Origin of the sequence: Nocardioides lijunqiniae, assembly GCF_015024225.1 — a bacterium.
Taxonomy (GTDB): domain Bacteria; phylum Actinomycetota; class Actinomycetes; order Propionibacteriales; family Nocardioidaceae; genus Nocardioides; species Nocardioides lijunqiniae.
This window is the reverse complement of the sequence record NZ_JACJGM010000010.1, coordinates 45,961-57,734: the sequence shown is the minus strand read 5'-3', so window position 1 is coordinate 57,734 and position 11,774 is coordinate 45,961. Positions and strand designations below refer to the sequence as shown.

10 protein-coding genes are annotated in these 11,774 nt (G+C 71.4%); 8 read left to right on the top strand and 2 right to left on the bottom strand.

What is annotated here, in order from left to right:
- The first annotated feature begins 2 nt into the window (after positions 1 to 2).
- The 5 genes from IRQ30_RS08720 (at position 3) to IRQ30_RS08700 (ending at position 4,525) form a co-directional block, all read left to right on the top strand.
- Entirely contained in the window at positions 3 to 743 is a 741-nt protein-coding gene (locus IRQ30_RS08720; RefSeq protein WP_193612537.1) for an amino acid ABC transporter ATP-binding protein, read from the top strand.
- A 53-nt stretch (positions 744 to 796) separates the two neighbouring features.
- Positions 797 to 1,954 (top strand): CaiB/BaiF CoA transferase family protein, encoded by a 1,158-nt coding sequence (locus IRQ30_RS08715; RefSeq protein ID WP_276592209.1) that lies wholly within the window; start codon positions 797 to 799, stop codon positions 1,952 to 1,954.
- A gap of 123 nt (positions 1,955 to 2,077) precedes the next feature.
- Positions 2,078 to 3,571: a flavin-containing monooxygenase gene (locus IRQ30_RS08710; protein ID WP_193612536.1), complete on the top strand. Its 1,494-nt coding sequence runs from the start codon at positions 2,078 to 2,080 to the stop codon at positions 3,569 to 3,571.
- A gap of 2 nt (positions 3,572 to 3,573) precedes the next feature.
- Positions 3,574 to 3,768 (top strand): CsbD family protein, encoded by a 195-nt coding sequence (locus IRQ30_RS08705; protein WP_134740453.1) that lies wholly within the window; start codon positions 3,574 to 3,576, stop codon positions 3,766 to 3,768.
- Between the two features lie 67 nt (positions 3,769 to 3,835).
- Positions 3,836 to 4,525 carry a CPBP family glutamic-type intramembrane protease gene (locus IRQ30_RS08700; RefSeq protein ID WP_193612535.1) on the top strand — a complete coding sequence of 230 codons (690 nt, stop codon included), beginning with the start codon at positions 3,836 to 3,838 and terminating at the stop codon, positions 4,523 to 4,525.
- On the opposite strand, the gene IRQ30_RS08695 is transcribed toward IRQ30_RS08700, so the two are convergent.
- On the bottom strand, positions 4,502 to 5,410 hold the full coding sequence (locus IRQ30_RS08695) for an NAD(P)H-binding protein (RefSeq protein WP_193612534.1): 909 nt from the start codon (positions 5,408 to 5,410) through the stop codon (positions 4,502 to 4,504). The two genes, IRQ30_RS08700 and IRQ30_RS08695, sit on opposite strands and share 24 nt — an antisense overlap.
- A gap of 205 nt (positions 5,411 to 5,615) precedes the next feature.
- Between IRQ30_RS08695 and IRQ30_RS08690 the strand changes: the two genes are divergently transcribed.
- Positions 5,616 to 7,094, top strand: a complete 1,479-nt coding sequence (locus IRQ30_RS08690) for a DEAD/DEAH box helicase (protein WP_193612533.1) — start codon at positions 5,616 to 5,618, stop codon at positions 7,092 to 7,094.
- A 173-nt stretch (positions 7,095 to 7,267) separates the two neighbouring features.
- On the opposite strand, the gene IRQ30_RS08685 is transcribed toward IRQ30_RS08690, so the two are convergent.
- Positions 7,268 to 8,011 carry a MerR family transcriptional regulator gene (locus IRQ30_RS08685; RefSeq protein WP_193612532.1) on the bottom strand — a complete coding sequence of 248 codons (744 nt, stop codon included), beginning with the start codon at positions 8,009 to 8,011 and terminating at the stop codon, positions 7,268 to 7,270.
- A 165-nt stretch (positions 8,012 to 8,176) separates the two neighbouring features.
- Between IRQ30_RS08685 and IRQ30_RS08680 the strand changes: the two genes are divergently transcribed.
- On the top strand, positions 8,177 to 9,388 hold the full coding sequence (locus IRQ30_RS08680; protein ID WP_193607603.1) for an acetyl-CoA C-acetyltransferase: 1,212 nt from the start codon (positions 8,177 to 8,179) through the stop codon (positions 9,386 to 9,388).
- Between the two features lie 172 nt (positions 9,389 to 9,560).
- A complete protein-coding gene (locus IRQ30_RS08675; protein WP_193612531.1) occupies positions 9,561 to 11,753 on the top strand; it encodes a 3-hydroxyacyl-CoA dehydrogenase NAD-binding domain-containing protein in 2,193 nt (730 codons plus the stop codon).
- Positions 11,754 to 11,774 lie beyond the last annotated feature (21 nt).

Genomic DNA, 11,774 nt, shown 5'->3' with positions numbered 1-11,774 from the left:
CGATGACCGCCCCGCTCCTGGAGGCCCTCGAGGTCCGCAAGTCCTACGGCGACCGGGTCGTCCTCGACGACGTGACCCTCGACGTGCACCCGCACGACGTGGTCTGCCTGATCGGCTCGTCCGGCTCGGGCAAGTCGACGCTGCTGCGCTGCCTGAACCTGCTCGAGGACGTCGACGACGGCGTGATCCGCTTCGAGGGACGCGAGATCTCCGACCCGCACGTCGACCCGCGCGAGGTGCGGCAGCGGATGGGCATGGTCTTCCAGGCCTACAACCTCTTCCCGCACCTGAGCGTGCTCGACAACTGCACGCTCGCGCCGCGGCGGGTGCACGGGCTGGCCCGCGGCGCCGCCGAGGACCGCGCGCGCGAGCTGCTGGCGACGTTCGGGCTGGCCGACCACGTCGACAAGCATCCCGACCGCCTCTCCGGCGGCCAGCAGCAGCGGGTGGCGCTGGTGCGCGCGCTGTGCACGCAGCCGACGCTGCTGCTGCTCGACGAGATCACCGCGGCGCTCGACCCCGAGCTGGTCGGCGAGGTGCTCGGGATCGTGCGCGACCTAGCCGAGCGCGGCACCACGATGGTGCTGGCCACGCACGAGATGGGCTTCGCGCGCGAGGTAGCCACCACGGTGTGCTTCCTCAGCGACGGCCGGATCCTCGAGCAGGGTCCGCCGCAGCAGATCTTCACCGACCCCCGCGAGGAGCGGACCCGGCAGTTCCTCACCCGGGTGCTCCCGGGCTGACGCCGGTCGCCGTCCCGTTCCACTGTGACAGTCGTTCTGTCATGATCGCCCGCATGACGTACGAACTGGGACAGGGCACCGGACCGCTGCGCGGGGTCAAGGTCGTCGAGATCGCGGGGATCGGCCCCGGACCGCACGCCTGCATGATCCTGGCCGACCTCGGCGCCGACGTGATCCGCGTCGAGCGGCCCGGCGGACAGGCCCTCGCCGGCGGTGCCACGATGCTGCTCAACCGCGGGCGTCCCAGCGTCGCGCTCAACCTCAAGGACCCCGACGCGGTCGCCACCGTGCTCGAGCTGGTCCGCGGCGCCGACGTGGTGATCGAGGGGATGCGCCCGGGCGTCACCGAGCGGCTGGGTCTGGGCCCCGACGACTGCCTGGCGGTCAACGAGCGCGTCGTCTACGGCCGGATGACCGGCTGGGGCCAGGACGGCCCGCTGGCCAAGGCGGCCGGCCACGACATGAACTACATCGCGATCACCGGCGCCCTGCACGGCATGGGCCAGGACCCGGCCAGGCCGCACTTCCCGTCCAACCTGGTCGGCGACTTCGGCGGCGGCTCGACGTACCTCGTCATCGGGATCCTCGCCGCCCTCCTCGAGGCCCGCGTCTCGGGCAGGGGACAGGTCGTGGACGCCGCGATCGTCGACGGCACCGCCCACCTCAACGCGATGACCGCGGCGTTCCTCGCGAGCGGCGGCTTCACCGAGCAGCGTGGCGCGAACCTCCTCGACGGCGGCGTCCCGTTCTACGACGTCTACGAGACCTCGGACGGGCGCCACCTGTCGGTGGCCGCGCTCGAGCCCCAGTTCTTCGACGCGCTCGTGACCACTTTGGGCATCCGGGACACCTGCCCCGGGCAGGGCGAGCCGGAGCGCTACGACGAGATGCGGGCCGTCTTCACGGAGACCTTCGGGTCGCGCACCCAGGCCGAGTGGGTGGGGGTCTTCGAGGGCACCGACGCCTGCGTGGCCGGGATCATCCCGGTCAGCGAGGCCTTCGAGCACCCGCACCTGCGCGCCCGCGAGACCTTCGTCGAGCGCGACGGGATGGTCCAGCCGCAGCCGGCGCCGCGCTTCTCCCGCACCGCCGCGACCCTCGGCCTGCCCCCCTCGCCCGCCGCCGGCACCCACACCCGCGAGGCCCTCGCCGCCTGGGGCATCGCGGGAGTCGACGACCTCCTCGCCCGCGGCGTCGCCGTCCAGGCCTAGCCGCCTCGGCGGTCGAGCAGTGAGGAGCGCCAGCGACGAACGCCCGTCGAGACCGGCCACCGTGACCCACGCCGCTTGCTGAACAACTGTCAATAGGCGCCGGATCGGGCTAGCGTGCACGACATGAGCACCGAGCACGTGGACGTGTTGGTCATCGGCGCCGGCCTGGCCGGGATCGGCGCGGCCTGCCGGCTGCGCACCGAGCACCCCGGCCGCAGCGTGGCCGTCCTGGAGAGCCGCGAGCGCAGCGGCGGGACGTGGGACCTGTTCACGTACCCCGGCATCCGCTCCGACTCCGACATGTTCACCTTCGGCTTCCACTGGCGGCCGTGGCCGGGCGACACCGCGCTGGCCGACGGGCCGCTGATCCTCGACTACCTGCGCACGGTCGCCCACGAGTACGGCGTGGACGAGCTGATCCGCTACCGCCACCGCGTCACCACCGCCAGCTGGGACTCCGAGACCGCGTGCTGGACCGTCACCGCCGACCACGACGGCGAGCCCGTGACGATCACGACGGACTTCCTGTGGGGCTGTTCGGGCTACTACGACTACGAGCAGGGCTACGCGCCGACGTTCCCCGGCCAGGACGACTTCGCCGGCGACGTCGTGCACCCGCAGCACTGGCCTGAGGACCTCGACCACACCGGCAAGCGGGTCGTGGTCATCGGCAGCGGGGCCACGGCGATCACGCTCGTGCCGGCGATGGCCACGACCGCCGAGCACGTCACGATGCTGCAGCGCTCGCCGACGTACGTCATGTCCCGCTCGGGGCGCGACCCGCTGGCCAAGCTCCTGCGCCGGCTGCCGCAGCGGCTGTCGTACCCCGTCGTGCGCTGGGCCAACATCCTCACCGCCATCGGCTTCTACCAGCTCAGCCAGCGGCGCCCGGCGCTCGTGAAGCGGATGATCCGCGACCAGACCGCCAAGCAGCTGCCCGAGGGCGTCGACGTCGATGAGCACTTCAAGCCCGTCTACGACCCCTGGGACCAGCGGGTCTGCTTCGTGCCCGACGGCGACCTGTTCCGGGCGCTGCGCCGCGGCGACGCCTCGATCGTCACCGACACCATCGAGACGTTCACGCCCACGGGCATCCGGCTGACGTCGGGCGAGGAGCTCGAGGCCGACATCGTCGTGACGGCCACCGGCCTGCGGCTGCTGCCGTTCGGCGGCGTCGACCTCGTCGTCGACGGGGTGCCGGTGGAGCTGTCGGAGACGATGGCCTACAAGGCGCTGATGCTCAGCGGCGTCCCCAACTTCGCCTACACGATCGGCTACACCAACGCGTCCTGGACGCTCAAGGCCGACCTGGTCGCCGACTACGTCTGCCGGGTGCTGCGTCACCTCGACGAGACCGGGACCACCACGGTGGTGGCGGTCAAGGACCCCTCGGTGGGCGAGCAGCCGTTCCTCGACTTCAAGGCCGGCTACGTGTTGCGGTCCCTCGATGTGCTGCCCAAGCAGGGCGACCGGGCGCCGTGGCTGCTGAAGCAGAACTACGTCACCGACCTGCGGACCATCCGCCGGGGTGTGGTGGCGGACGGGGTGCTGACGTTCACTGGAGGCACGTCCGCTGGCAAACCGTCGGCGGCGTCACGCGTACAACCCAGGAGGTAGCAATGGGACTGGACGACAAGCTCAGCAACAAGGCCGAGGACCTCGGCGGCAAGGCCAAGGAGCACACCGGCAAGGCGACCGGCGACGAGAGCCTCGAGGCCGAGGGCAAGGGCGACCAGGCCAAGTCCTCGCTGAAGGACGGCGCCGAGAAGGCCAAGGACGCCGTGGGCGACGTCAAGGACGCGTTCAAGAAGTAGCGTCCGTCACTCAGTTCGAGCACGCTCACCCCTCGCCCGTAGAGTCTTACGGCGAGGGGTGATCTGTGTGCGTGCGTGGCTCGAGCGGTCGTTGTGGGACGTCGTCCCGCGCGACCACCATGAGACCCCGACGGCGTTGCGGCGGCGTCAGGTGGTCACGATCTGCTTCGTGCTGCTCGGCGCGCTGGTGCTGGGCCTGTCGCTGCGCATCGACCCGGGCAGCCGGTGGTTCTACCCGGCGACGTTCGGCCTGGCCGCCGTCTGGGCCGTCGGCGCCTTCGCCTCCGGCCCGCTGCACCTCGGCCGGATCGCGCGGCGCGACGACCACGTCCGCCCCGTCCTCACCCCGATCCTGATCGGCCTGGGCCTGTCCGCGGTCTTCATCGCGGGCTCGCTGGTCGTGCGCACCATCGACCCCCTCGAGCGCCAGGTGACCTCGGTCCTCGACTACGCCGACCAGGGGTCGCTGCCGCTGCTGGCCCTGATCACGGCGATCAACGGCGTCGCCGAGGAGCTGTTCTTCCGCGGCGCCGCCTACGCCGCGATCCCGCGCCGGCCGGTGCTGTGGACCTCGATCGCCTACATCGTGGCGACGCTGGCCTCCGGCAACATCATGCTGTCGTTCGCGGCGATCCTGCTCGGCGTGATCGTCGGGCTGCAGCGCCGCGCGTCGGGCGGGATCCTGGCGCCGATCCTCACCCACTGCACGTGGTCGCTGACGATGCTGCTGGCGCTACCCCTGCTCTTCGGCGGCTGAGGCCTTCGACTCCTCGATGGCGACCTCGACGGCCTCGCGGTAGCTCAGCGGCTCGCCCGGCACGACGCGGAGGATCGAGTCGTCGGTGACGATGACCTCGGTGCCCATCGAGTCGATCAGGTTGCGGCCGGTCGTGACGTCGACGTTCGTGACGAACGAGATCCAGTACGACGACAGCTTGGGCGTCAGCACCGGCACCTGGAAGACCCGCAGGGTCCGGCCGTTCATCACCTGCGAGGCCTGCTGGAGCATCTCGATGTAGCTCAACCGGTCGGCGCCGCCGATCTCGAAGACCTTCCCGATCGCCTCGTCGTGGTCGACGACGCCGGAGAGGTAGCGCACGACGTCGGAGATCGCGACCGGCTGGGTGCGGGTGGCGGCCCACTTGGGCACGACCATCGCGGGCAGGTTCTTCACCAGCTGGCGGGTCATCTCCCAGGAGATCCCGCCGGCGCCCACGACGATCGCGGCGCGCAGGACGGTGACGGGGACGCCGTCCTCGCCCAGCAGCGACTCGACCTCACGTCGCGAGCGCAGGTGCGCCGAGAGGTCGTCGCCGTCGGCGCCCAGGCCGCCGAGGTAGATGATCTGGCGCACGCCGGCGCCGGCCGCGGCGCGCCCGAAGGCCCTCGCCGCCTCCGCGTCCTTGCGCTCGAAGTCCTGGTCGTCGAGGGAGTGGACGAGGTAGACCGCGACGTCCGCGCCCGCCAGCGCGCGGTCCAGGCTGTCGGGATCGCCGACGTCGGCGCCGACGGCCTCACCCGGCCCGTCGTAGGTGTCGGGGTGGCGGGTCATGGCGCGCACCGTGTGCCCCTGATCGACGAGCTCGGGCACGAGACGGCGGCCGACGAAGCCGGTGGCTCCGGTGACGAGGACGGTGGTCATGCTCACACCCTATGGAGCGCTGGCAATGCCGGGTTGTGCGGCCGGTTGCCCTAGGCTTGCTTCAGCAGCTCGTTCAGTCTTGCCTCGAGCTCCCGCGCGCACGAGATCCTCGGTCCCGGTCGCGCCCCTCCTTCGTGAGGCACATGCTTCCCGCCCGTCGCCGACGGGCCAGCTTGGTGAGACACACCAACGTTAGTGACTCCCTGTGAATACTGCTTCGCCCTCCTTTGCCGCGCTCGGCGTTCCGTCCGAGCTCGTCTCCATCCTCTCCGAGGCCGGCATCACGGTCCCGACCCCGATCCAGGCGGCCACGCTGCCCGACTCGCTGGCCGGCCGTGACGTCCTCGGCCGGGGCCGCACCGGCTCCGGCAAGACCTACGCCTTCCTCCTGCCGATGATCTCGCGGCTCTCCGACTCCGGTCGCCGCGCGGCGCCCAAGTCGCCGCGTGCGCTGATCCTGGCGCCGACCCGCGAGCTCGTGGGCCAGATCCACGCCGCGCTGCAGCCGCTGGCCAAGGCCGCCGGCTTCTCGACGATCACCGTCTTCGGTGGCGTCGGCCAGAACCCGCAGGTCCAGGGCCTCCGCAAGGGCGTCGACATCGTCGTCGCCTGCCCCGGTCGCCTCGAGGACCTGATGCAGCAGGGCCACCTCGACCTCGGCAACATCGAGGTCACCGTGCTCGACGAGGCCGACCACATGGCCGACCTCGGCTTCCTGCCCGCCGTACGCCGGATCATGGACAAGACCCCGCAGTCAGGTCAGCGCCTGCTGTTCTCGGCGACGCTCGACAAGGCGATCGACGTCCTGGTCAAGCGCTTCCTGCACTCCCCGAAGGTCCACGAGGCCGACTCGGCGCAGTCGCCGGTGTCGACCATGGACCACCACGTCCTGCACGTCGCCCGCGAGCACCGCGTCTCGATCCTGGTCGACCTGACCAGCGCGCCGGGCCGCACGGTCGTCTTCACCCGCACCAAGCACGGCGCGAAGGCGCTGGCCCGTCAGCTCAACAAGTCGGGCGTGCCCTCGGTCGACCTGCACGGCAACCTGAGCCAGAACGCGCGCACGCGCAACATGGAGATGTTCCACTCCGGCAAGGCCACGACCCTGGTCGCGACCGACATCGCCGCGCGCGGCATCCACGTCGACGACGTGGCCCTCGTCGTGCACGCCGACCCGCCGACCGAGCACAAGGCCTACCTGCACCGCTCGGGCCGTACGGCGCGAGCCGGCGCCGCGGGCACCGTCATCACGCTGATGACCGACGACCAGGTGCGCGACGTGCGCCAGCTGACCCGCGCGGCCGGCATCAAGCCGACCACCACGCGCATCGACAACGCCTCGCACCCGATGCTCACCACGCTCGCCCCCGGCGAGCGCACGGTGGTCGTCGGCGGCATCGAGCTCGACCGCCCCGAGTCCTCCGGCTCGCGGCCGGTCGGCAGCGGCAGCGGCCCGCGTCGTCGCTCCGGCGGTGGCGGTGGCGGTGGTCGCTCCGGCGGCCAGCCCAAGTCCGGCGGCGGTGGTGGCGGCCGCGGTCGCGGCGGCTCCGCCAAGGCGGCGCCCAAGTCCGGCGGCAACGCCGGCGGCGGTCGCTCCGGTGGCGGCCGCTCGCGCGGCTCGTCCTCGTCGTCCTCCTCCGGCGGCAGCCACACCGCCGCGTCGTTCAGCTCCGGTCGTCGCTGACCCCTCAGCCCGACCACGCAGCGCCCGTCACCTCACGGTGGCGGGCGCTGGTGCGTTGTGCGGCCGGGGAGATTCGCCGGTCGACCGGCGAAACTCACGCTAGGGGTACGAAACTTTGGCCCAGAACCTCCAGAAACGCCGGTCGACCGGCGAAACTCCACCGCCGGCGACCGTCAGCCCCGAGCCTTCCGTGCGATGTTCTCGCGCTTGGTCTCGTCCATGCCGGCCTCGTAGGCGGACACGAGGCTGGCGACGGACAACGGCTTGAGGCGCTCGACGACGGCCTGCACGGTCTCGGGCGTGGCGCCGGACTCGCGGTAGACCGGCCACACCATCCGGCGGAAGACGTCGTACAGCTCGTGCGCCAGCTCGCGGCCGTGGCGGCGGTAGATCTCGCCGGTGGCGACCGCCGCCTCGAGCGGGTAGCCCAGGTCGAGCAGGGCCAGGCCGACGGAGAGCTGCGACTGCGCGACCTCGTAGGTCTCCTCGCCGACGGGCTCGGCGATGCCGAGTGCGGCGAGCACCTGCAGGTCGTCCTCCGACAGCGCCCGGTCGCAGCGGCGCTCGAGGTCGGCGAGGCTCAGGACCACCGGGCGGCCGGCCTGCCACGGGGCGAGCATCGTGCGCCGCAGCGCGATGTCCTCGGGGCTGGCGTCGTCGGGGATGCCGGCGAGGTAGCCCTCGATCGCGGCGAGGGTGAAGCCGTGGCTCTGCAGCTCCTGGACCAGCTCGAGCCGGGCCACGTGGTCGGGCGTGTAGTAGCCCGACCGGCCGCGGCGCAGCGGGGGCGGCACGAGGCCCTTGGTGGTGTAGAAGCGCACGTTGCGCACGCTCATCCCAACGCGGTTGGTGAGCTCGTCCAGCGTGAGCAGGCCGCGCAGCTCGTCGACGCCGCCGGTGACGGACTCGTGGTTCATGCCTGCCTCCTTCGTGGCGGACTCGCGGCGCCGGGTGAGTGAGGCCACACCCGGGGCCTTGACGATTGTGACAGCAATAGTGTCACAATCGGTGTTCTCGGGAGGACCACGCACCCGACCCACACGCTCGTCTCCACATCGCGTCACCCAACATCGAGGACGGTCATGGCAGAAGCATTCGTGTACGACCACATCCGTACGCCGCGCGGCAAGGGCAAGGCCAACGGCTCCCTGCACGAGGTCAAGCCCGTCGACCTCGTGGTCGGCCTGCTCGACGCGGTCAAGGACCGCAACCCCGGCCTCGACCCGGCCCGCGTCGACGACGTCGTGCTCGGCGTCGTCTCCCCGATCGGCGACCAGGGTGGCGACATCGCCAAGACCGCCGCGCTGGCGGCCGGCTACCCCGACACCGTCGCCGGCGTCCAGCTCAACCGCTTCTGCGCCTCGGGCCTCGAGGCCGTCAACCAGGCCGCGTCCCGCGTCCGTGGCGGCTTCGAGGACCTGATCCTCGCCGGCGGCGTCGAGTCCATGAGCCGCGTGCCCATGGGCTCCGACGGCGGCGCCTGGGCCTCCGACCCGGCCACCGCCTTCAAGGCCGGCTTCGTGCCGCAGGGCATCGGCGCCGACCTGATCGCGACCGTCGAGGGCTGGACCCGCGACGACGTCGACGCGTACGCCGCCGAGTCGCACCACCGCGCCGCCAAGGCCTGGGCCAACGGCTACTTCGGCGGCTCGGTCATCCCCGTCAAGGACATCAGCGGCCTCACCGTCCTCGACCACGACGAGACGATCCGCCCCGACACCAGCCCCGAGGGCCTCGCCGGCCTCAAGCCGTCCTTCGCCCAGATCGGCGCCGACGCCGGCTTCGACGACGTCGCGCTGGAGAAGTACCACTGGGTCGAGAAGATCAACCACGTCCACCACGCCGGCAACTCCTCCGGCATCGTCGACGGCGCCGCGATCACGCTGATCGGCTCCGAGCAGGTCGGCACCGACCTGGGCCTCACGCCTCGCGCCCGCGTCCTGGCGACCGCCGTCTCCGGCGCCGACCCGGTCATCATGCTGACCGGCCCGGCCCCCGCGGCCCGCAAGGCGCTCGCCAAGGCCGGCCTCACCGTCGACGACATCGACCTGTTCGAGATCAACGAGGCCTTCGCCGCCGTGGCGATGCGCTTCATGCGCGACATGGGCATCAGCCACGAGATCACCAACGTCAACGGCGGCGCCATCGCCATGGGCCACCCCCTCGGCGCCACCGGCGCGATGATCCTCGGCACGCTCATCGACGAGCTCCAGCGCCGCGACCTGCGCCGCGGCCTCGCCACGCTCTGCGTCGGCGGCGGCATGGGCATCGCGACCATCGTCGAGCTGGTGTGACGTGAGCGCCCGGGTGTCGCGCGAGGAACGAGCGCGACGCCCGCCCAGGCGCCAGGTCGAGCAGCGGCACGGCTGAGCTTGCGAAGCCGTGACCCGCGTGCCGAGACCCCGTGAGCCGAACGCTCACCGTCACCACCCACAGAACCGCTCCTCAGACGAACAGGACACCCAGATGAGCACCACCACCCAGACCGCTGTGCACTACGAGCGCGACGCCGACGGCATCGTCACGCTGACCCTCGACGACCCGACGGCCAGCGCCAACACGATGAACGAGCTCTACATCTCCTCGATGGCTGACGCCGTCGACCGCCTGTACGCCGAGGCGGACGACGTCACCGGCGTCGTCGTGGCCTCCGCGAAGAAGACCTTCTTCGCCGGCGGCAACCTGAAGTCCATGGTCCAGGCGACCAAGGACGACGCCGCCTCGGTGTTCTCGCTCGCCGAGAGCGTCAAGGCCGGCCTGCGCCGCCTCGAGACCTTCCCGCGCCCCGTCGTGGCCGCCATCAACGGCGCCGCGCTCGGTGGCGGCTTCGAGATCGCGCTGGCCACCAACCACCGCATCGTCGTCGACGACTCCTCGGTCAAGCTCGGCCTGCCCGAGTCCAGCCTGGGCCTGCTGCCCGGCGGCGGCGGCGTCACCCGCATCGTGCGCCTGCTCGGCATCCAGTCCGGCCTGATGGACGTCCTGCTCCAGGGCACCCAGTTCAACCCGGGCACCGCCAAGGAGAAGGGCCTGGTCGACGAGCTCGTCGCCACCCGAGAGGACCTCGTCCCGGCCGCGAAGGCCTGGATCAAGGCCAACCCCGAGGCCTCGAAGAACCCCTGGGACGCCCCCGGCTACAAGATGCCCGGCGGCACCCCGAAGTCTCCGGCCCTCGCAGGCTTCCTCCCGGCGTTCCCCGCGCTGCTGCGCAAGCAGACCAAGGGCGCGCTCTACCCCGCCGCCCGCGCGATCCTGAGCGCCGCGGTCGAGGGCGCGCAGGTCGACTTCGACACCGCCTCGCGCATCGAGTCGCGCTACCTCACGAACCTGATCGTCAACCAGGGCTCGAAGAACATGATCCAGGCGTTCTTCTTCGACCTGCAGGCCATCAACTCCGGCTCGCTGCGCCCCGACGGCTTCGAGCCGTTCAAGGCCACCAAGGTCGGCGTCCTGGGCGCCGGCATGATGGGCGCCGGCATCGCCTACTCCTGCGCGCGTGCGGGCATGGAGGTCGTCCTCAAGGACGTCGAGCAGGCCAGCGCCGACAAGGGCAAGGCCTATTCCGAGACCCTGCTGGACAAGGCGATCTCGCGCGGCAAGTCCACCGAGGACAAGAAGGCCGAGCTGCTGGGCCGGATCACCGCCACCACCGACCCCGCCGCCCTCGCCGGCTGCGACCTGGTGATCGAGGCCGTCTTCGAGGACCCCTCGCTCAAGCACCAGGTGTTCGCCGAGATCGCGCCGTACGTCAACGCCGACGCGCTCCTGTGCTCCAACACCTCGACGCTGCCGATCACCGAGCTCGCCGAGGGCGTCGACCGCCCGGCCGACTTCATCGGGCTGCACTTCTTCAGCCCCGTGGACAAGATGCCGCTGGTCGAGATCATCAAGGGCAAGGCGACCTCGGACGCCGCGCTGGCCAAGGCGTACGACGTCGTGCAGCAGATCCGCAAGACGCCGATCGTCGTCAACGACAGCCGCGGCTTCTACACCTCGCGCGTCATCGGCTTCATGGTCAACGAGGGCATGGCGATGCTCGCCGAGGGCGTGCAGCCCTGGACGATCGAGCGAGCCACCACCCAGGCCGGCTACCCCGCGCCCGTGCTGCAGCTCTCCGACGAGCTCAACCTCGAGCTCATGGCCAAGATCGCCAAGGCGACCCGCGAGGCCGCCGAGCGCGAGGGCAGCCCCGCCCCTGAGCACCCCGGCACCGCGGTCGTCGACACGATGCTGCAGGCCGGTCGCGCCGGTCGCCTGCGCGGCGCCGGCTTCTACGACTACGACGAGGCCGGCAAGCGCCAGTCCATCTGGTCGGGCCTGAGCGAGCTGTTCCCCGTCGCCGAGCAGCAGATCCCGCTCCAGGACGTCAAGGACCGGATGCTCTTCGCCGAGGCGCTCGAGACCGCCAAGTGCTTCGAGGAGGGCGTGATCGAGTCCGCCGCCGCGGCCAACATCGGCTCCATCATGGGCATCGGCTTCCCGCCGATGACCGGCGGCGCCGCGCAGTTCATGACCGGCTACGAAGGCGCCGACGGCGAGATCGGCCTGAAGGCGTTCGTGAAGCGCGCCGACGAGCTGGCCGCGACGTACGGCGACCGGTTCCGGCCCACCGCCCACCTCCGCGAGCTCGCGGAGACCGGCGGCGCCTTCCCCGCCTAGCCCGCCCGACCACCGACCCGT